The organism is Micromonospora sp. IBHARD004, from assembly GCF_052814115.1.
Genome location: NZ_CP199934.1, coordinates 834,887 through 854,385, shown reverse-complemented (window position 1 = coordinate 854,385; position 19,499 = coordinate 834,887). Strand labels below are relative to the sequence as shown.

Below are 19,499 nucleotides of genomic sequence, written 5' to 3'. Positions count from 1 at the left end.
GATTGGACAGGTCGGCGGCAGCGGGACCGGCTATCACCTTGGTCGATAGCTGGTCCGGCTGCCGCCACCGTCGTCCCGGTTCCTGGTCAGGCCCTCCGTCGGGCGGGGACCGGCACGGGGACCGTGCCCTCTCCGGCCAGGGCGTTCCGCCGCGTCAGACGCCAGGCGGCCACCCCGGCGACGGTGACGGCCACGACACCGAGCAGCGCCACCAGCGCGGAGACGCCGGCGCTCACCAGCAGCAGGACGATGTCCCCCAACGCGACCAGCATCCACAGTGCCAGCCGGGGCCGGGTGTCCTTGCGTCGGTAACTCATGTCGTACCTCCTTCCGTCGTCGCGGGTTCAGTACCCCGTTCGACGGAAGACCATGCGAGTCACTTTCGCAGTGGCGGGACTTCCCCCGGGTCAGTTCACTCTGTCCGGCTTGAAGCCCTTGGCGATCACGCCGAAGTTGGTCAGGTTGGCGTTCCAGTCGTTCGCCGGAACCTCCCAGCGGAGGGCGTAGCCCCGGTTGCTGGCGGTGGCGATGCCGCGGTTGCGGACATGGATCCGGGCACCGTCCCGCGTCTCCAGCCAGTCCCAGTCGGCGCAGGTCCGGTAGGCGTCGCAGCGGGTGATGCTCACGTACTGGTAGTTGTCCACGTAGTTGTGCCGGTAGGGCTCTTTGCTCTTCCAGTCGGCGTACGCGTCCCGCTCCGGCGAGTCGGTCCACTGGACGTACAGCCTCCGCAGGCCGCCCGGCTCGGAGAACGTGACCGAGTTCCGGCCGGCGCTGCTCCGCCACCCGTTCGGCAGCGGAACCTGGAAACCATTCGGGCCCCGGTAGTAGCGCCAACCGTCGGGCAGCGTGCCGGCGGCGGAGGGCGTCGCCGACGGGTTCGGGCTGGGGGCGGCGCTGGTCGGGGCGGCCGAGGTCGGCCCGGCACTCGGCGCGTCACTCGTCCCGCCCGGCGGCGCCTGCGACGCGGCGGAGCTGGCGGTGCTCGCCTGCTGGCCCCCGCCGCCATTCGGGTCGTCGCCTCCGTTGAGCAGCGGCACGGCCACCACGACCCCAAGCAGCAGGAGCGCGACCAGCGTGCCGATCAGCAGGTTGCGCCGCCTGCGGTCCGGCTTCGTGCCCGGAACCACGGTGGCCCGGCCGGTCGACGGCGCCGGGCTCACCGGCGCCGGCATGACCGAGGTCGGGTTCGCCGGCCGGCGCGGCGGGGGCGCGTCGACCCGGGTGGCGTCGCCGGCTGCGGGAGCCGGCGCGTCAACGCGGGTGTCGTCGACGGCGGGCGGCGGCCCGTCCACACGGGTCTCATCGAGGGCGGGCGCCGGAGCGTCGACCTTCGCGGTCGGCTCGGCGTCCGCAGTGGACACCGGCGGGTCGACCTTGGCGGTCGGCGCCTCCGACCCGGTCGGCGTCCTGGTGGCGGCATCGGCCGCCAGCGCGGTGCCCGCGGCGGCGGCAGCCGTACCCGCGTCGGGCCGGCGGGGGGCCGGCGCGGCGGCCGGCCGGTCGGAGCGCGCGCCGGCCGGACGCGGCGCGGGCACCAGCGGCGGGCGCGGCTCGCGCGGACCGTTCGGCCCCGGCCGGCGTACGCCGTCCAGCAGCGAGATGCCCTTGGCGCGCTTGCCGCCGGCCTTGCGGAGCAGGCGCTCGGCCACCTCGGCGGTGATCCGGTCGGCCGGGTCCTTGCGGAGCAGGCCCTGCAGGAGCGGCTTGAGCGGCCCGGCGTTCTTCGGCGTCGGCAGCGGCTCGGTGGCCAGCGCGGCCAGGGTGGCGATCGCGGACGGCCGGGCGTACGGCGACTTGCCCTCCACGGCCGCGTAGAGCGTCGCGCCCAGCGACCAGAGGTCGGCCTCCGGCCCGGCGGTGCCGTCCTTGGCGCGCTCCGGCGCGATGTACGCGGGCGAGCCGAGGACCATGCCGGTGCGGGTCACGTTCGGGTCGCCGGGGATGGTGGCCAGCCCGAAATCGGTCAGCACCACCCGGCCGTCGTCGCCGAGCAGCACGTTGCCCGGCTTGACGTCCCGGTGCATCACGCCGGCCTTGTGCGCGGCCTTCAACGCGCCCAGCACACCGAGGCCGATCTCGATCGCCTTGGCCGGCGACACCGGACCGTCCTCGGCGAGGGTGTCCTGCAACGACTTGGACGGCACGTACTCCATGACGATCCACGGGTCGCCGTCGGTGCGCAGCACGTCGAAGATGCGGACCACGTTGACGTTGTTGAGGCGGGCGATGGCCCGCGCCTCCCGCAGGGAGCGTTCCCGCATCTCGCGGCGCTCCTCCGGGGTGAGGCTGGGCGGTGGGACGAGTTCCTTGATGGCAACGTCCCGGTGCAGCACCTCGTCGCGCGCCTTCCACACCCGACCCATGCCGCCCTGGCCGAGCGGCGAGATGAGCCGGTACCGGTCGGCGACGAGTTGGGGAAGAGCGTTCGACATCGGTGAGACGGTACCCGGCACGCGCGGCCCTCACACCGCCGGCACGCCACTATGCGGCGAAGATCAAGTTGTCGACGCGTACCCTGAGGTCATGTCTGCCGAAGAGCCGCTGTTCCGGATCGTCCGCGGCGTGCCGACCGCCGAGGAGCTGGCCGCCCTCGTCGGCGCCATCGCCGTCCGGACCCGCCCGGCCGCCGCCCCCGCGCCGGTCGCCGTGTCGGCATGGGCGCGCAGCGGCCGGCCGGCCGGCGCGACGCCCGCCGCCGGCCCCGGGGCGTGGCGCACTTCCGGCCTCCCCCGCTGACCTTTCTCGGTTACGGCGGTCCTGAGCTGGGAGAAGTTTGTCGGGACTGCCGAGATCGCGCCGCAGCCATTAACCTCACTCAGGGAAACGGTGCGGTAACTGGCAGGAGGGCCGATGATCCCCGAGGAGGACCGGCCGGCGGGCTGGCTGCGTGACTACGCCGGCATCGAGGCCGACATCCGACAGATGCGCGAGTTCGCCGACCGGCTCCAGGCCGAGGTCGAACGGAACTACGCACCCCACCTGTCGTACATCGCGGACGACATGAAGGCCCCGATCCCCAACCCGGCCGACGCCTTCATCGAGCTGGTCCAGTTCCTCCAGGCGCACCACGAAACCCAGCAGGCCACCGCCGAGGTGGTCTGGAGCATGGCCCCCGCCACCGGCCGGCTGGCCCAGGCGGCCGGCACCATCGCCGACGACTACGCCGGCTCGGACGCGTTCTCCTCCGCCCGGGTGGCCGACGTCGAGCGCGCCCTGGCCGGCCCCTCCGCGACGGCGGCACGCCCCCTACCCGCGCTCCCCGATCCGACCGGGCCGGAGAGCGGGCGGGTGGTGCTGCCGTGATCGAACGGGGCAGCGGCCGGACGTCCGGCCTCACCGACTGGCGACTGATGGACGTGCTCAGCATGTGGGCCTGTCTCCAGGACCACGACACCGCCGGGCACTGGAAGCAGGTCGCCGGCTGGCGCAAGGTATGCGACCTCGCCCTCACCCACCTGAGCCGCCTGCGGGAGTACCGGCGCGGGCTCGCCGCGGCGTGGCCGCCGGAGACCAACGCCGCCGCCCGCGCGTACATCGGCGAGCTGGACCAGCTCATCGACAAGGTGCAACACACCCACGACGCGGCCGCCGCGAACTACGACGCACTGTCCGCCGCCACCCGCGCCATCGGCAGCACCCGCGCCGAGCTTGAGCCGCTCTACCAGGAGTACGCGACCAAGCTCCAGCAGAAGCAGGCGTACGAGGCGACGGTCGCCGATCCGAAGGCGGTAGCCGGGAGCCGGCTACCGGAACAGCCGCCGGTGACGGACGCGGACCTGGAACGGCTGAACGTCCAGGCCCGGGGTCTGATGACGGGGCTCAGCGGCGAACTCCAACAAGCCCAGGTAATGCTCCGTACGCCCCCCGCTCCTCCTCGTCGGCCAGGCATCCAGCCGAACGATCCCGATGTCTACGGCAGTAACCCTCCGACCCCAGTCATTCCGCCAATCGTGCCGGTGCCGATGGCGACGTCCGGCACAGCGCACTCGCTGAATCGAACGTCGCGGGCGAACCAAGGGGTGGCGATCCCAACCGCTCCGAGGGTTGGGCCGGCGGTCGGGACCGGACCTGTGCTCGGCGGGGCCGCTCCTGGGCTCGCACCACCTCCTCTCAGTGCCGGATTGTCAGGCATGACGCCACCAGTCCCGCCCACTTCCGCCTCACCTGCCGGTGGCCTCGGGCTGCCTCCGGCTTTGCCGCCGGTTTCCGCCAGACCGGGCCGGGTTGGTGCACCTGGCCCGGTGGATGGACGGTCGAGCTCGGTCGGTAAGCCGATCGGAGGCACAACCGGGCTGCCGAACACCAGACCACCACGAGCACTGCCGCCAGGCGGACTAATCGGTGGGACCCCCGGTATGGGGCTTGGCCAACCTGGCAGGGCGGCTGTCCCGTCCCGTCGGGTTAACCCAGTCGGAGGCGTGATTGGAGGTGGCGGCGCCGGCACCGCGCCGACCGGTGCCGCCGGCTCCCGTCCCGGTGCCGGTCGCGGGTCGTTGGGCGCGCACGGGGTCCCACCGATCGGCGGCGCTCCCAGCAAGGGGGGCACCGCTTACGGAACGAGCATCCCGTCCGGACGGCCGGGGCGCCGAGAGCAAATTGACGACGAGTCGCGTCGTTGGGACCCGGATAATCCGTGGGAGACCGACGAGGGTGTAAGCCCTGTAGTACGCCCACCGGACGAGGAGGGTCCGATAGATCCGGGCCCCGCCATCGGCTTAGGCCGGTGAGGCGCCAGGCCATCCGTGCAGCTCTCGCCGCAGTAGCTGTGTCGGCGCCAGGGCTGCTGTCAGTCAATCCTGCTCACGCCGCTCCGCGCCTTGGTGGCGTGACGCAGATTCGTGGAGAGCAGTGGCACCTCGCCTACCTAAAGGTGGCCGAGGCGCATCGGATAAGCCAGGGCGAGGGCACCGTCGTTGCTGTTCCAGACACTGGTGTCGATCCGCACCCCGATCTGATCAACAACCTTCTGCCCGGAACCGACATCGTCTCGGGCGGCAGCGGCGACGGTCACAGAGACGACAACAGCCACGGCACCTCGATGGCTGGCCTGATAGCGGCGCATGGCAGAGGCGAGCACATCGGCGCGCTTGGCATCGCGCCGAAGGCCAAGATTCTGCCAATCATGTCATCGCTAGCCGACAATCGGGGGGAAGCCGATGATCTAGCCGCAGGTATCGAATACGCCACCTCCCACGGAGCCGACGTGATTAGCATTTCCAGCGCTGGTGGTTCCAGTGTGCGCCTCATCCAAGCAGTTGACGCCGCGCTGGCCGCAAACATCATTGTCGTTGCGGGAGCCGGCAACAGACCCGAAGCCTCCTCGGTCGGCTATCCAGCCTCTCAGCAAGGAGTCATCGCGGTCGGTGGCATAGATCGGGCCGGTAAGCACGCAGCCGTTTCGATGACCGGCCCTGAGATTGATGTTGTGGCGCCAGCAGTGGACATCTACAGCACGAGCTATGGCGGGAATTACGCGAAGGGATCTGGGACATCCGGCGCCACAGCGATTGTCGCTGGGGCCGCCGCGCTGATTCGGTCCAGGTACCCGAACCTTCCCGCCCAGGAAGTCGCGCACCGGCTGACCGCCACCGCCATCGACAAGGGCCCACCTGGCCGGGACGACGAGTACGGCTACGGCGTCATCGACCTGGTCGCGGCCCTGACGGCGGACGTACCCCCGCTCGGCTTCGAGTCCGCGGCGGCGAGCGCGTCGACCACGACGACCGCCGCGGAGCCGGCGGCGGACGGCGGGGACGGCGGTGCGACGGCGCGTGGTTTGGCCACGCTGGGCGTGCTGGTGGCAGCGAGCGGCGGTTACCTGTTGTGGCGGCGGCGTCGACGTGCCGACGACCCGCCGCCCCGGGTCAGCCGGTAGCGTCGATCGGGTGCTGAACTCCGTACCGATGCGTCTCGTGCTCGCCTCGCAGAGTCCCGCCCGCCGCAAGCTGCTTCAGGCCGCCGGGATCGAACCCGACGTGCTGGTGAGCGGGGTGGACGAGTCACAGGTGGTCAGCGACCGGGCCGAGGACCTGTGTCTGGAGCTGGCCCGGCTCAAGGCGCAGGCGGTGCTCGGTCGGCTGCGGGCGACGCCGGGCGAGCGGACGCTGGTGCTCGGATGCGATTCGGTGCTCGCGTTCGACGGTGAGATTCTCGGCAAGCCGGCCGACGCGGCTGACGCGACCCGGCGGTGGGAGCGGATGCGGGGGCGCAGCGGCGTGCTGCACACCGGGCACTGCCTGATCGACGTGACCCGCGAGGCGCGGGCGGAGGGGGTCGCCTCCGCCACCGTGCACTTCGCCGACATCAGCGACGAGGAGATCGCCGCGTACGTGGCGACGGGCGAGCCGCTTGCCGTGGCCGGTGCGTTCACCATCGACGGGTTGGGCGGCGCATTCCTGACCGGGATCGAGGGTGACCCGGGGACGGTGGTCGGGCTCAGCCTGCCGCTGCTGCGCAACCTCCTCGGCGAGTTGGACCTGAGCGTCACCGACCTGTGGACGAAGGTCGCGCCAGGGGGCCAGGAGATCGAGCATCTCGGCTAACGTCCGGTCATGAGCACGAAGCCGCTGCCGCTGACCCCGGAACTGCACGCCTACCTCGTCGCGCACGGGTCCGCCCCTGACGAGATCGTCCGTGAGCTGGCCGAGGAGACCCGGGCGGCGCTGCCGGCCCAGGCGGACATGCAGGTCGCGCCGGAGCAGGCCGCGTTCCTGACCTTCCTCACCCGACTCCTCGGGGTCCGGCAGGCGGTGGAGGTGGGCACCTTCACCGGCCTCTCCTCGCTGGCGATCGCGCGAGGGCTGGCCGACGGTGGCCGGCTGACCTGCTTCGACATCTCGGAGGAGTACACGGGCATCGCCCGCCGCTACTGGACCCGGGCGGGGGTGGACGATCGGATCGAGCTGCGGATCGGCCCGGCCGGGCAGACGCTGCGGGAGTTGCCCCGCGAGCGGTACCTGGACTTCGCGTTCATCGACGCGGACAAGGTCGGCTACCCGATCTACTGGGACGAGCTGGTGCCGCGGATGCGTCCGGGCGCGGTGATCGCCGTGGACAACACGCTGCGCGGCGGCCGGGTGCTGGCCCCGCAGAACGCCGACGACCGGGCGATCGCCGCGTTCAACGACGAGGTCCTCGCCGACGTCCGGGTGGAGCCGGTGATGCTGCCGATCGCGGACGGCGTCACGCTCGCCCGCGTGCGATGAGGCCCGCCGCGACGCTCAGGCGGGGATCGGAATGGGGGCCTGGTCGTCGGTGGGGTGGGGGGTGCGCAGGGCGCGACCGAGCCGCACGGCGAGCAGCGCGGCCGCCGCGATGAAGACCGGCAGCAGCAGGAAGGCCAGGTGCGGCCCCACCCCGTCGGCCACCCACCCCAGCGCGACCGGCGCGATGCCGAAACCCACCCCCATCGAGTACGCCGACCAGCCCGCCGCCTTGTCGGCGGCCGGCCCGGCGACGGCGAGCGCGATGGAGATCGCCAGCGGGTAGTGCAGGGCGTTGCCCAGGCCGAGCACGACCAGGCCGGCGACGGCGAGCCAGCCCACCGAAGCGGCCCAGAACAGGGCGAAGCCGCCCAACGACACGCCCAGCGCCGCCAGCAGCAGCGGCACCGGCGGCCAGCGCAGGGCGATCCGGCCGCCGACGACCCGGCCGACGAACATCCCGCAGACGATCGCGGCGACCGCCGCCGACGCGCGACCGGCGCTCAGCCCGGCGTGGCTGCGGAGCACGTCGGCGGTCCAGAGGGACAGGCACACCTCGATCGAGCCGGTGACCGCCATCAGCACCCAGGCGATCCAGTACGCCCGGGGCAGCCGGTGCGACGTTGCCGGGTTCGGCCCGTCGACGGCGGCGGCGGAGGCCGCGGCGATCACCCGCTGGTCGGCAGCCGCGGCAGCGGGGGCGGTCTGCGGGAGGCGTACCCGGAAGGTCAGGGCGGCGAGGGCGACCAACGTGATCAGCCCGACCTCGACGGCCATCACCGGCCGCCAGCCGAGGCCGGCGCCGACGGTGGCGCCGATGACCAGCGGGGCGAGGATGCCCATGCCCGCGCAGGCGGCGTTGGCCTCGGTGAGGGCGGCGGGGGCGGCGTCGCCGTGGCGGGCGGTGAGCACGACGCTGACCCCGCTGATCACCATCATGCCGAAGGCGGCAATCACCGCTACCGAGGCGATGGTCGCCGGCAGCGGGTGCAGCGCGCCGAGCGCGGTGACGCCGGCGGCCACCCCGGCGAGGCCGAGCCAGATGGCGGGGCCGCGGCCGAGGCGGCGGGCGACCGGCGCGAAGAGCGCCCCGCCGAGCAGGGCGCCGACCGCGATGCCGGTGCTGTGCAGGCCGGCGACGGCGGCGCTGGTGCCCTGCTCGTCGCGGAGCAGCGGTACGACTGGGCCGAACCCGTAGAGGAAGAAGCCCCACAGCCCCAGCTGGGCGTAGGTCAGCCAGGTGATCTTGTCATGGGTGAGGCGGGGCACTGGCCTTACGCTACAAGCGTCGGACCGGCGCCCCGCCTCAGTTGAGAGGCAGCTCTCTCAGCGGACGCTGCGGGCGAACTGCCGGGCGGCCCAGACCACGCCGGCCACGGCGAGCACCGCGATGATGCTCAGCCCCTGCCAGACCTTGTCGTTGCTGAGGTCGCCGGCGAAGAGCGCGCGGGTGCCGTCGACCGCCCAGGAGAACGGGTTCCACTCGGCGACGCCCTGGAGCCAGCCGGGGGCGAAGGTGAGCGGCAGCAGGATGCCGGAGAGCAGCAGCACCGGCTGGGCGACGGTGTTCATCAGCGGGGCGAGCGCGTCCTCGCTCTTGACCTTGAGCGCGACCCCGTAGGAGACGGCCGAGGTCATCAGGGCGATCAGCGCCAGCATCAGGTACGCCAGCAGCAGGTCCCCGATGAACACCCGCAGGTCGAACAGGAGCGCCAGCAGGGTGATGATGACGGCCTGCACGACCAGCGAGACCACGTCCCGCAGCGAGCGGCCGAGCAGCAGGGCGAGCCGGCTGACCGGGGTGACCCGGGACCGTTCGATGACCCCGGCGCGCAGCTCGGCGATCAGGCCGAAGCCCTGGAACAGGCCACCGAAGATGGCCAGCAGCACCAGCAGGCCGGGTACGAAGATCTTGTAGGCCTCCGCCTGGGTGGGTGCGTTCAGCGCCGGCTTGAGGAGCGGGGCGAAGAGCAGCAGGTACATCACCGGCTGGAAGACGCCGACGAAGACCCAGACCGGGTTGCGCAGCAGCAGTTGGATCTGGCGCTCGAAGATGAGCCAGGTGTCGCGGGCGAGTTTCATGGACTGTCTCCGGTATCTCAGGACTCGCGCAGCGAGCGGCCGGTCTTGGTGAGGAAGACGTCGTCGAGGCTGGGGCGGTGCAGCTCGATGGAGCGCAGGTCCAGCCCGGCGTGGTCGAGGCGGCGCAGCACCTGCGGGATGGCGGTGGCGCCGTCCTCGACGTAGAGGCGCAGGCCCTCGTCGCCGGTCTCCAGCTTGCTGACGTACGGCTCGGCGTCGAGCAGCTTCGCCGCCTGCGGAGTGGCGGCGGCGTCGAGGCCGACGAGCACGACGTCGCCGGAGATCTCGCGCTTCAGCTCGGCCGGGGTGCCCTCGGCCACCACCTCGCCGTGATCCATGATCGCGATCCGGTCGCAGAGCGCGTCCGCCTCGTCCAGATAGTGCGTGGTGATGAAGACGGTCATCCCGTCGGCCCGTAGCCGGCGGATCTCGTCCCACATGTGCGCCCGGCTCTGCGGGTCGAGGCCGGTGGTCGGCTCGTCCAGGAAGACGATCTTCGGCTCGTGGATGATGCCGAGGGCGATCTCGACGCGCCGCCGCTGGCCGCCGGAGTAGGTCTTGCACTTGCGGTCGGCGTACTCGGTGAGCTGGAAGGCGTCCAGGGCGCGGGCGGCCCGGCGGTGCGCCTCGGCCTTGCCGATCCCGTAGAGCCGGGCGTGCAGGACCAGCTCCTCGCGGGCGGTCGACTCGTCCCAGGTGCTGCCGCCCTGGGCCACGTAGCCGATCCGGCGGCGCACCTCGGCCGGGTCCTTACGCAGGTCGGCGCCGGCGATCGTGGCCTCGCCGCCGTCCGGCTCGATGAGCGTGGCGAGCATCCGCAGGGTGGTGGTCTTGCCGGCGCCGTTGGGGCCGAGGAAGCCGAAGATCTCCCCTTCCGCCACCTTGAGGTCGACGCCCCTGACGGCGTCCACGGTCTTCGTCTCGCGACCCGCCCGGGAGCGGAACGACTTCCGCAGTCCCCTGGTCTCGATCATTTCTGCTCCTGGTCGTCCGGGCCGGCGCGCCGGCCGTTCTCGCCTGGGGACGACGCCGGACGGCGCGCTCCCCCCGTTGTGCCGGGCTCAGGCTAACGCGATATAGCGCTTGTAGTCAACGTTGATTATTGCTCGGGGGTCGCGTCCGGGCCCCGGCCGCCGCCGGGCTCTCCGGTCACGCCCAGGTTCTGCTGCTGCCACTCGACCCAGCTCTCCCCGCCGACCAGTCCAGCAGGCAGGTACGACACTCCGGACTCGATCCGCTCGGCGATCCGCTCGCACCAGGCGATCTCCGCCTCCGAACGGGCCGACCAGAGCTCGAAGATCCAGCCGACGTGCACTGGCCGGGTGGTCCGCATCCACTCCGAGTCGATCGCCGCCCGCATCGACTCGGCGCCGGCACGCAGCAGCATGGCCCGATTCCGCAGGGCCGCCGCCGCCTCCTCCCGGGGCAGGGCCGGCAGGAAGGAGAAGGCCGCGGTGAACGGGTCGGTCGGCTCCTGCAACTGCCACCACAGGCCGCGCAGCAGCGTCTCGAACTCGTCCGCGCCCTTCTCCGTGATCTCGTACGTGGTCCGGGCCGGCCGGGCGCCGACCTGCTCGGTGGCGACCGCGCGGAGCAGCCCCTCCTCGGTCAGCTTGCGCAACGCGTGGTAGATCGAACCGGGCTGGATGTTGGCCCACTTGTCCGCGCTCCAGCTCAGCAGCTCGCGGCGCACGTCGTAGCCGTGCACCGGCTGCATCCACTTGACCAGCCCGAGGATCATCATTCGCGTCGCCGACATCGGACAAGCGTAATAAACAAATTTGACTAGTGCTCGCTATCCGAGTGCGGCATCCCACACTGAGCGATCGTTAGGGTCGCCAGGCCGGCCGATACACTCCCGGCATCGACCTCCCGGGAGGAGCCACCAAGGTGCGCAAGGTACTCATCGCCAACCGCGGCGAGATCGCCGTCCGCGTCATCCGCGCCTGCCGCGACGCCGGTCTGGACAGCGTCGCCGTCTACGCGGACTCCGACCGGGACGCCCTGCACGTCACCCTCGCCGACGAGGCGTACGCGCTCGGCGGCGACACCGCGGCGGAGAGCTACCTGCGGATCGACAAGCTGATCGACATCGCCGGGAAGGCCGGCGCCGACGCCGTGCACCCCGGTTACGGCTTCCTCTCCGAGAACGCCGACTTCGCCCAGGCCGTCATCGACGCCGGGCTGACCTGGATCGGCCCCACCCCGCAGGCCATCCGCGACCTCGGCGACAAGGTGACCGCCCGGCACATCGCCCAGCGCGCCGGCGCGCCGCTGGTCCCCGGCACCCCGGACCCGGTGGGCAGCCCCGACGAGGTGATGGCCTTCGCCGTCGACCACGGCCTGCCGGTCGCCATCAAGGCCGCCTTCGGCGGCGGCGGTCGCGGCCTCAAGGTCGCCCGCACCATGGAGGAGATCCCGCAGCTCTTCGAGTCGGCCACCCGCGAGGCGGTCGCCGCGTTCGGCCGGGGCGAGTGCTTCGTCGAGCGGTACCTCGACAAGCCCCGCCACGTCGAGGCGCAGGTCCTCGCCGACCAGCACGGCAACGTGATCGTGGTCGGCACCCGGGACTGCTCGCTGCAGCGCCGGCACCAGAAGCTGGTCGAGGAGGCCCCCGCGCCGTTCCTCACCGAGGCCCAGCGCGCCCAGATCCACGACAGCGCCAAGGCGATCTGCCGGGAGGCCGGCTACCACGGCGCCGGCACCGTCGAGTACCTGGTCGGCGTGGACGGCACCATCTCCTTCCTTGAGGTCAACACCCGGCTCCAGGTCGAGCACCCGGTGACCGAGGAGACCGCCGGCATCGACCTGGTCCGCGAGCAGTTCCGGATCGCCGACGGCGAGAAGCTGCGCTTCACCGAGGACCCGACGCCGCGCGGACACTCCATCGAGTTCCGGATCAACGGCGAGGACCCGGGCCGCAACTTCCTGCCCGCCCCGGGCACCGTCACCGCGCTGCGGCTCCCCACCGGCCCGGGCGTCCGGGTGGACACCGGCATCTCGGCCGGCGACGTGATCGGGGGCAACTTCGACTCGCTGCTGGCCAAGGTGATCATCACGGGCGAGACCCGCGCCGAGGCGATCGAGCGGGCCCGCCGGGCGCTCGACGAGATGGTCGTCGAGGGCATGGCCACCGCGCTGCCGTTCCACCGGCTGGTGGTCCGGGACGAAGCGTTCACCGCCGAGCCGTTCACCGTGCACACCCGGTGGATCGAGACCGAGTTCGACAACACGGTGCCGGCGTTCACCGCCGCCGCCGGCGCCGCCGAGGCGCCGGCGGAGCGCGAGACCGTCGTGGTCGAGGTGGGTGGCAAGCGGCTGGAGGTGGTGTTGCCCGCCGGCCTCGGCGCCGGTACGACCACCAGCGCGCCCGCCGTCAGGAAGCCGGCCCGCCGGGGTGGCGGGGCCAAGGCGGGCGCGGCGGTCAGCGGTGACGCGCTCACCTCTCCGATGCAGGGCACCATCGTGAAGATCGCCGTGGCGGACGGGGACACCGTCGCCGAGGGCGACCTGATCGTCGTCCTGGAGGCGATGAAGATGGAGCAGCCGCTGCACGCGCACAAGGCCGGTACGGTCACCGGTCTCTCCGCCGAGGTGGGCGCGGTCATCACCGCCGGCGCCGCCATCTGCACCATCGCCTGACCCGTCGCCCCGACCGGCTCGCCGGCTGCGGGGAACCGACACCACCGTGAGCGATATGCCTGTGAGTCATATTTATGCCTCTCAGGTATATCGCTCACCAGGTATATGGCCGGCCGACGCGACACGGCGGCCGGCCGGGTGGTTTGGGCCACCAGCGGGGGCGATCCGGGGCGCGAGCAGGAATGATGTCCGGGTGCGGTTTCTTCATGGCGCGGTCCCCGCGCACGACCTGACCTACAACGACGTCTTCATGGCGCCGGCCCGCTCCGAGGTGGGCTCGCGACTCGACGTCGACCTGGCCACCGGCGACGGTACCGGCACCACCATCCCGCTGGTGGTGGCGAACATGACCGCGGTCGCCGGCCGCCGGATGGCCGAGACGGTCGCCCGGCGCGGCGCCATCGCGGTGATCCCGCAGGACATCCCGATCGAGGTGGTGGCGAACGTCGTCGCCTGGGTCAAGCAGCGGCACCTGGTGCACGACACGGCGATCACCCTCGGCCCGACCGACACCGTCGGCGACGTGATCCACCTGCTGCCGAAGCGCTCGCACGGCGCGGTGATCGTGATCGACGAGGCCGGCCGCCCGGTCGGCGTGGTGACCGAGGCGGACACCGTCGGCGTGGACCGGTTCGCCCAGCTCCGGCACGTGATGTCGACCGAGCTGCACACCGTGCCGGCGGACGCGGACCCGCGTACCGGCTTCGACCGGCTCTCGGCCGGGCGGCGGCGGCTCGCCCCCGTGGTGGACGCGGAGGGCCGGCTGGTCGGGGTGCTCACCCGGCAGGGCGCGCTGCGCGCCACGCTCTACAAGCCGGCCGTGGACGACCGGGGCCGGCTACGGATCGCCGCGGCGGTCGGCATCAACGGCGACGTGACCGGCAAGGCGGCCGCCCTGCTGGAGGCGGGTGTCGACACGCTGGTCGTGGACACCGCGCACGGCCACCAGGAGCGGATGATCTCGGCGCTGCGGGCGGTCCGCAAGCTCGACCCGGCGGTCCCGGTCGCGGCCGGCAACGTGGTCACCGCCGACGGCGTACGCGACCTGGTCGAGGCGGGCGCCGACATCGTCAAGGTCGGCGTCGGCCCGGGTGCGATGTGCACCACCCGGATGATGACCGGGGTGGGTCGGCCCCAGTTCTCGGCGGTCCTCGACTGCGCGGCGGCGGCCCGGGAGCTGGGCCGGCACGTCTGGGCGGACGGCGGCGTACGCCACCCGCGCGACGTGGCGCTGGCCCTGGCGGCCGGGGCGTCCAACGTGATGATCGGTTCCTGGTTCGCCGGCACCTACGAGTCCCCCGGCGACCTCTACACCGACGCGGACGGCCGCCGGTACAAGGAGAGCTTCGGGATGGCCTCGGCCCGGGCGGTCAGCGCGCGCACGGCCGAGGACAGCGCGTTCGACCGGGCCCGGAAGGCGATCTTCGAGGAGGGCATCTCCTCGGCCCGGATGTACCTGGACCCGACCCGGCCCGGCGTCGAGGACCTGATCGACGAGATCATCTCCGGGGTGCGCAGCGCCTTCACCTACGCCGGCGCCCGCAACCTCGGCGAGTTCCACGAGCAGGCCCTGGTGGGCGTGCAGAGCACCGCCGGCTACACCGAAGGCATGCCCCTCCCCACCAGCTGGTAACCCCCGGCGTGGGGGTCACTCGAAGAGGCGGCGGATGACCGAGCGGGCGGCGGACTCCGGGTCCGGGCCGGCGGCCGGCGGAAGGGCACCGGCCAGCCAGAGGGTGGCGAAGCCGTGCACGATCGACCAGGCGGCGAGGGCGTCCCGGTCGGGCTCGGCGGCCGGCCGGGCGGGCAGCGCGGCGATCCCGCCGCGCAGCGTCGCCCCCGCCCGGGCGCGCGCGGCGGCCACCTCCGGGTCGTCGGCCCGGTAGAGCCCCGGCGCGAACATCACCTCGAAGTGGGCGCGGTGGTCGATCGCGAAGCGGACGTACGCCACCCCGGTCTCGAGCAGGTCGTCGCCGGCCCGCGCGAGCGCCCCGGCGAGGAGGTCGAAGCCCTCGACGGCGAGCGCGGTGAGCAGGCCGGCCTTGTCCCCGAAGTGATGCGCGGGCGCGGCGTGCGAGACCCCCGCCCGGCGGGCCAGGTCACGCAGGCTCAGCGCGGCCGGCCCGGACTCGCCGATCGCCTCGACCGCCGCGGCGAGCAGGGCCCGCCGGAGGTCGCCGTGGTGGTATCCGCGGTTCGCCGTCATGCCCGGAAGCATATCTTGCCAGCGACAAGATGGTGTGTCGGGAATTAGTTTGGCCCCTGACGATCCGGTAGCTAATCTGACGGTTGTGAAGATGGAACCGCTCGTCAGCTTCCCCGACATGCTCCGCCACGCGCCGCTCGGCCGGCTGCTCGCGATCGCCGGTCATGTCGTCGAGCAGCGCTGGGGGCGGTACCTGACCGAGCACCACGGCCTCACCTCGGCCGGCATGCGGGTGCTGCTCATCCTGAGCCGCGTCGGCGACAGCACTCATCGGGAGGTCGCCGAAGGGTGCTTCGTCCGGCCCGCCACCCTCACCGGCATCGTCGACACCCTCGAACGCGACGGCTTCGTCGAGCGTCGCCGGGACGGCGCCGACCGCCGCACCGTGCAGCTGACCCTGACCGACAAGGGCCGCCGGCACGCCGAACAGCTCACCGAACTGATCCACAGCGACCGCCCGCTCACCTCCGTCGACGCCGACCCGGCGAAGAAGGCGGTGATCCGGGAGTTCCTCACCGAACTCATCACGAGCATGTCCGACGGGGATGTCGGCAGGTTGAACCAACACCAGGACTCCGCCACCGACCCGACGCCGGGGAGCCGTCCATGCTGATCCGCCTGCTCCGCCACCATCTGCGCCCGTACCGCCGGCTCCTCGCCGCCGTGGTGGCGCTCCAGTTCGTCGGCACGATGGCCTCGCTCTACCTGCCGAGCCTCAACGCCGACATCATCGACCGGGGTGTCGCCCTCGGCGACACCGACCAGATCATGCGTACGGGCGGATGGATGCTGGTGGTCAGCCTGCTCCAGATCGCCTGCTCCATCGCCGCGGTGTACCTGGGCGCGCGGACCGCGATGGGGTTCGGGCGGGACGCACGGGCGGCCATTTTCGGGCACGTCAACCGCTTCTCGGCCCGCGAGGTCGCCCGGTTCGGCGCGCCGTCGCTGATCACCCGCAACACCAACGACGTGCAGCAGGTGCAGATGCTCGTGCTGATGAGCTGCACCATGCTGGTCGCCGCGCCGATCATGTGCGTCGGCGGAGTGGTGATGGCGCTCAACGAGGACGTCGGGCTCTCCTGGCTGATGCTGGTCAGCGTGCCGGTGCTGGCCGTCACGCTGGGCCTGATCATCCGGCGGACGGTGCCGGCGTTCCGGCTCATGCAGACCCGGATCGACGCCGTCAACCGGGTGCTGCGCGAGCAGATCACCGGCATCCGGGTGGTCCGCGCCTTCGTCCGGGAGCCGTACGAGACGGAGCGCTTCGGTGTCGCCAACGCCGACCTCACCGCGACCGCGCTGCGCGTCGGCCGGCTGATGGCCCTGATCTTCCCGGTGGTGATGCTGGTGCTCAACGTCTCCAGCGTCGCGGTGCTCTGGTTCGGCGCGCAGCGGGTCGACGCCGGCCAGATCCAGGTCGGCGCGCTGACCGCGTTCCTGCAGTACCTGATGCAGATCCTGATGGCCGTCATGATGGCCACCTTCATGCTGATGATGGTGCCGCGCGCGGCCGTCTGCGCCGAACGGATCGTCGAGGTGCTGGACACCGAGTCGTCGGTGGTGCCGATGGCCGAGCCGGTGATCGCGGTGACCAGGAACGCCGAGCTGGAGCTCCGCAGGGTCGCCTTCCAGTACCCCGGGGCGAGCGCGCCGGTGCTGCACGACATCTCGTTCCGGGCCGGCCCCGGCCGGACCACGGCCATCATCGGCTCCACCGGCGCCGGCAAGACCACCCTGCTCACGCTGATCCCCCGGCTGGTCGACCCGACCGCCGGCGCGGTGCTGGTCGACGGGGTGGACGTGCGGCTGCTGGAACCGGACGAGGTCTGGCGCCGGATCGGGCTGGTGCCACAGCGGCCGTACCTGTTCAGCGGAACGGTCGCCAGCAACCTGCGGTACGGCAACCCGGACGCGACCGACGCCGAGCTGTGGGCGGCGCTGGAGATCGCCCAGGCCCGGGACTTCGTGGCCGAGATGCCGGGCGGGCTGGACGCCCCGATCGCCCAGGGCGGCACGAACGTCTCCGGTGGTCAGCGGCAGCGGCTGGCGATCGCCCGCGCGCTGGTCCGTAAGCCGGAGATCTACCTCTTCGACGACTCGTTCTCGGCGCTCGACCTCGGCACCGACGCCCGGCTGCGGGCCGCGCTGAAGCCGGTCACCGCGAACGCGGCGGTGGTGATCGTGGCCCAGCGGGTCTCCACGATCGTCGACGCCGACCAGATCATCGTGCTCGAGGACGGGGGCGTCGTCGGCATGGGACGACACGAGGACCTGCTGGAGAACTGCCCGACGTACGCCGAGATCGTGGCGTCCCAGCAGACCGCGGAGGTGGCGGCGTGACCACCAGGTCCATACCGGGTCAGCAGCGGGGCCCGGAGGGGGCGGCGCCGAAGCGGCTGCCGCCGGCCGGGCGGCGCCCCGGCGGGCCGCCGTGGATGAGCGCCGGGATGCCCGCCGAGAAGTCGATGAACTTCGGGCCGTCGGCCCGGCGCCTGCTCGGCCGGCTGCGGCCGCACCGGCTCCAGCTGGCTGCCGTGACCGCGCTGGCCGTGCTGAGCGTGGGGCTCAGCGTCGCCGGGCCGAAGCTCCTCGGCCACGCCACCGACCTGATCTTCAGCGGGGTGATCGGCCGGCAGTTGCCCGCCGGGACCAGCACGGAGCAGGCCGCGGCGGCGGCCCGGGCGGCCGGCAACGACAACTACGCCGACATGCTCGCCCGGATGGATGTGGTGCCCGGCGCCGGGATCGACTTCACCGCCCTCGGCCGGGTGCTCGCCCTGGCCCTCGCGCTCTACCTGGCGGCCAGCCTGCTGATGTGGTGGCAGGGCTGGCTGCTCAACGGGGTGGTGCAGCGGACCGTGCTGCGGCTGCGCGCCGAGGTGGAGGAGAAGCTCCACCGGCTGCCGCTGCCCTACTTCGACCGGCAGCCCCGGGGCGAACTGCTCAGCCGGGTCACCAACGACATCGACAACATCTCACAGACCCTGTCGCAGACGCTCAGCCAGCTGCTCACCTCGCTGCTGACCGTGATCGGCGTGCTGGCCATGATGTTCTGGATCTCGCCGCTGCTGGCGCTGGTCGCCCTGGTCGCGGTGCCGCTGTCGGTGCTCGTCACCCAGCGGATCGCCAAGCGGTCGCAGCGCAGGTTCATCGCCCAGTGGAGGCACACCGGTGAGCTGAACGGCCAGATCGAGGAGGCGTACACCGGCCACGAGCTGGTCAAGGTCTTCGGCCGGCAGCGCGAGGTGGAGGCCGCCTTCGCGGCCAAGAACGAGGAGCTGTTCCGGGCCAGCTTCGGGGCCCAGTTCATCTCCGGGATCATCATGCCGGCGATGATGTTCGTCGGGAACCTCAGCTACGTCGCGATCGCCGTGGTCGGCGGGCTCCGGGTGGCCTCCGGGTCGATGAGCCTCGGCGACGTGCAGGCGTTCATCCAGTACTCGCGGCAGTTCACCCAGCCGATCACCCAGGTCGCCTCGATGGCGAACCTGCTCCAGTCCGGGGTGGCCTCCGCCGAGCGGGTCTTCGCGGTGCTCGACGCCGAGGAGCAGGCTCCGGACACGGTTGCACCGCCCCGGGTCACCGGCAGGGTCGAGTTCGCACACGTCTCCTTCCGGTACGACCCGGACAAGCCGCTGATCGACGACCTGTCGCTGGTCGCCGAGCCGGGTCACACCGTGGCGATCGTCGGCCCGACCGGCGCCGGCAAGACCACCCTGGTCAACCTGATCATGCGGTTCTACGAGCTGGACGCGGGCCGGATCACCCTGGACGGGGTGGACATCACCACCATGCCCCGGGACGAGCTGCGCGGCCGGATCGGCATGGTGCTCCAGGACACCTGGCTCTTCGGGGGCACCATCCGGGACAACATCGCCTACGGCCGGCCGGACGCCACCGAGGAGGAGATCCTGGCCGCCGCCCGGGCCACCTTCGTGGACCGGTTCGTCCACAGCCTCCCCGACGGGTACGACACCGTGATCGACGAGGAGGGGAGCAACGTCAGCGCCGGCGAGAAGCAGCTCATCACCATCGCCCGGGCGTTCCTGGCCGAGCCGTCGCTGCTCATCCTGGACGAGGCGACCAGCTCGGTGGACACCCGGACCGAGGTGCTGCTCCAGCGGGCGATGGCCGCGCTGCGGTCGGACCGGACCAGCTTCGTCATCGCGCACCGGCTCTCCACCATCCGCGACGCCGACCTGATCCTGATGATGGAGAACGGCCGGATCGTCGAGCAGGGCACCAACGACCAGCTCGTCGCCGCCGACGGCGCCTACGCCCGGCTGTACCGGTCCCAGTTCAGCCAGGCGGTGGTGGACGACGAGGCCGACCTGCTCGCCCAGCCGGCGACGGCCGGGAACTGA

The 19,499-nt window shown here is 72.1% G+C and carries 17 protein-coding genes; 10 read left to right on the top strand and 7 right to left on the bottom strand.

Annotation, left to right across the window (positions count from 1 at the left end; translation table 11 throughout):
- Nucleotides 1-86 precede the first annotated feature (86 nt).
- On the bottom strand, nt 87-317 hold the full coding sequence (locus ACTWO6_RS04280; RefSeq protein ID WP_446218326.1) for a hypothetical protein: 231 nt from the start codon (nt 315-317) through the stop codon (nt 87-89).
- Nucleotides 318-407: 90 nt separating this feature from the next.
- Nucleotides 408-2,435 carry a protein kinase domain-containing protein gene (locus ACTWO6_RS04275; RefSeq protein ID WP_446218325.1) on the bottom strand — a complete coding sequence of 676 codons (2,028 nt, stop codon included), beginning with the start codon at nt 2,433-2,435 and terminating at the stop codon, nt 408-410.
- Between the two features lie 91 nt (nt 2,436-2,526).
- Between ACTWO6_RS04275 and ACTWO6_RS04270 the strand changes: the two genes are divergently transcribed.
- The 5 genes from ACTWO6_RS04270 (at nt 2,527) to ACTWO6_RS04250 (ending at nt 7,208) form a co-directional block, all read left to right on the top strand.
- On the top strand, nt 2,527-2,739 hold the full coding sequence (locus ACTWO6_RS04270) for an acyl-CoA carboxylase subunit epsilon (protein WP_446218324.1): 213 nt from the start codon (nt 2,527-2,529) through the stop codon (nt 2,737-2,739).
- A 114-nt stretch (nt 2,740-2,853) separates the two neighbouring features.
- Nucleotides 2,854-3,306: a hypothetical protein gene (locus tag ACTWO6_RS04265; RefSeq protein WP_446218323.1), complete on the top strand. Its 453-nt coding sequence runs from the start codon at nt 2,854-2,856 to the stop codon at nt 3,304-3,306.
- 1,531 nt (nt 3,307-4,837) lie between these two features.
- Nucleotides 4,838-5,878 carry a type VII secretion-associated serine protease mycosin gene (gene mycP, locus ACTWO6_RS04260; protein ID WP_446220557.1) on the top strand — a complete coding sequence of 347 codons (1,041 nt, stop codon included), beginning with the start codon at nt 4,838-4,840 and terminating at the stop codon, nt 5,876-5,878.
- 28 nt (nt 5,879-5,906) lie between these two features.
- Nucleotides 5,907-6,545, top strand: a complete 639-nt coding sequence (locus tag ACTWO6_RS04255) for a Maf family protein (RefSeq protein WP_446220556.1) — start codon at nt 5,907-5,909, stop codon at nt 6,543-6,545.
- 9 nt (nt 6,546-6,554) lie between these two features.
- Entirely contained in the window at nt 6,555-7,208 is a 654-nt protein-coding gene (locus ACTWO6_RS04250) for an O-methyltransferase (protein WP_446218322.1), read from the top strand.
- A gap of 15 nt (nt 7,209-7,223) precedes the next feature.
- Here the strand turns inward: ACTWO6_RS04250 and ACTWO6_RS04245 are convergent, their stop codons facing one another.
- The 4 genes from ACTWO6_RS04245 to ACTWO6_RS04230 form a co-directional block, all read right to left on the bottom strand.
- Complete coding sequence (locus ACTWO6_RS04245) at nt 7,224-8,474, bottom strand: MFS transporter (protein WP_446218321.1); 1,251 nt, start codon at nt 8,472-8,474, stop codon at nt 7,224-7,226.
- 57 nt (nt 8,475-8,531) lie between these two features.
- A complete protein-coding gene (locus tag ACTWO6_RS04240) occupies nt 8,532-9,287 on the bottom strand; it encodes an ABC transporter permease (protein ID WP_446218320.1) in 756 nt (251 codons plus the stop codon).
- A gap of 17 nt (nt 9,288-9,304) precedes the next feature.
- Complete coding sequence (locus ACTWO6_RS04235; RefSeq protein ID WP_446218319.1) at nt 9,305-10,261, bottom strand: ATP-binding cassette domain-containing protein; 957 nt, start codon at nt 10,259-10,261, stop codon at nt 9,305-9,307.
- Between the two features lie 125 nt (nt 10,262-10,386).
- The gene (locus tag ACTWO6_RS04230) at nt 10,387-11,046 is read right to left on the bottom strand and encodes a PadR family transcriptional regulator (RefSeq protein WP_446218318.1); all 660 of its coding nucleotides are present in this window, start codon (nt 11,044-11,046) and stop codon (nt 10,387-10,389) included.
- A gap of 131 nt (nt 11,047-11,177) precedes the next feature.
- Between ACTWO6_RS04230 and ACTWO6_RS04225 the strand changes: the two genes are divergently transcribed.
- Complete coding sequence (locus ACTWO6_RS04225) at nt 11,178-12,929, top strand: acetyl/propionyl/methylcrotonyl-CoA carboxylase subunit alpha (RefSeq protein WP_446218317.1); 1,752 nt, start codon at nt 11,178-11,180, stop codon at nt 12,927-12,929.
- A gap of 193 nt (nt 12,930-13,122) precedes the next feature.
- Nucleotides 13,123-14,562: a GuaB1 family IMP dehydrogenase-related protein gene (locus tag ACTWO6_RS04220; RefSeq protein ID WP_446218316.1), complete on the top strand. Its 1,440-nt coding sequence runs from the start codon at nt 13,123-13,125 to the stop codon at nt 14,560-14,562.
- A 15-nt stretch (nt 14,563-14,577) separates the two neighbouring features.
- On the opposite strand, the gene ACTWO6_RS04215 is transcribed toward ACTWO6_RS04220, so the two are convergent.
- Nucleotides 14,578-15,135: a TetR/AcrR family transcriptional regulator gene (locus ACTWO6_RS04215; RefSeq protein ID WP_446218315.1), complete on the bottom strand. Its 558-nt coding sequence runs from the start codon at nt 15,133-15,135 to the stop codon at nt 14,578-14,580.
- Between the two features lie 91 nt (nt 15,136-15,226).
- Here ACTWO6_RS04215 and ACTWO6_RS04210 point away from each other — a divergent pair, with 91 nt between their 5' ends.
- The 3 genes from ACTWO6_RS04210 to ACTWO6_RS04200 all read left to right on the top strand — a co-directional run bounded on the left by ACTWO6_RS04210 (nt 15,227) and on the right by ACTWO6_RS04200 (nt 19,499).
- Nucleotides 15,227-15,748 carry a MarR family winged helix-turn-helix transcriptional regulator gene (locus ACTWO6_RS04210; protein WP_446218314.1) on the top strand — a complete coding sequence of 174 codons (522 nt, stop codon included), beginning with the start codon at nt 15,227-15,229 and terminating at the stop codon, nt 15,746-15,748.
- Complete coding sequence (locus ACTWO6_RS04205) at nt 15,742-17,475, top strand: ABC transporter ATP-binding protein (RefSeq protein WP_446218313.1); 1,734 nt, start codon at nt 15,742-15,744, stop codon at nt 17,473-17,475. The genes ACTWO6_RS04210 and ACTWO6_RS04205 overlap by 7 nt, the downstream gene beginning before the upstream one ends.
- A gap of 95 nt (nt 17,476-17,570) precedes the next feature.
- The gene (locus tag ACTWO6_RS04200) at nt 17,571-19,499 is read left to right on the top strand and encodes an ABC transporter ATP-binding protein (RefSeq protein WP_446220555.1); all 1,929 of its coding nucleotides are present in this window, start codon (nt 17,571-17,573) and stop codon (nt 19,497-19,499) included.